The organism is Paraeggerthella sp. LCP19S3_G8, assembly GCF_052119225.1.
In the GTDB taxonomy this organism is placed as follows: Bacteria; Actinomycetota; Coriobacteriia; order Coriobacteriales; family Eggerthellaceae; genus Paraeggerthella; species Paraeggerthella hominis.
In genome coordinates, this window is record NZ_JBQKFQ010000025.1 from 1 (window position 1) to 716 (window position 716).

Annotated in this window: 2 protein-coding genes; both read left to right on the plus strand. The window is 65.4% G+C overall.

The features are described 5' to 3' along the window. Positions 1-272: single-stranded DNA-binding protein (locus ACTQZK_RS13215; RefSeq protein WP_441899745.1), on the plus strand; the 272-nt coding region annotated here is incomplete at its 5' end. After that, positions 239-716: hypothetical protein (locus ACTQZK_RS13220; RefSeq protein ID WP_441899746.1), on the plus strand; the 478-nt coding region annotated here is incomplete at its 3' end. The genes ACTQZK_RS13215 and ACTQZK_RS13220, both read left to right, overlap by 34 nt.

Consider the following 716-nt stretch of genomic DNA (forward strand, 5'->3'; position numbering starts at 1 on the left):
GCTGCACCGTCTGGCGCGACATGGCCGAGCACGCCGCCGACACCCTCCGCAGGGGCATGCGGGTCATCGTGACCGGTGAGCTCCAGTCGCGCTCCTACGAGGACAAGGAGGGTCAGCGCCGCACCACCTTCGAGCTGTCCGTGGACGACATCGGACCCTCGCTGCGCACCCAGACCGCCATCGTCAACCGCAGCCAACGCGGGCAGGCGACGCAGGTACCGCAGCCCCAGGATGACCCGTGGGCGAGCCAGACCGGAGAGGCACCATTCTGATGCTCACCGCCGTTGACTTTTTCTGCGCCGACGAGCAGACCGAGATTCTGACCGTTCACGGTTGGCGACTGCATGACGAGGTTGAGGTCGGTGACTTGGTCGCCAGTCTGAATGTCGAAACCGGCATCGCTGGGTTTGCCCCCGTCGAGCAGGTTCACCGATTCGACGCGACCGACGAGCGCATGCTCAGAATCCACGGGAAAGGCATCTCGGCGCTCGTTACGGCCGACCACCGGTGGCCCACCTGGGAGCGTAATAGGCGCGGCGGCAGCGCCACGATGCGGTGGCGCACAACCAGGGACCTCACGTCGGAGTCCATGGTCAAGCGCTCAGCCCCGTTCAACCTGCCGAAAGCCTCCGGTGTCCGCAACGAACTGGTGGAGTTGGTCGGATGGGCATGGACCGAGGGTAACTTCCGCGCCCATGGACGGCTACACATCTATC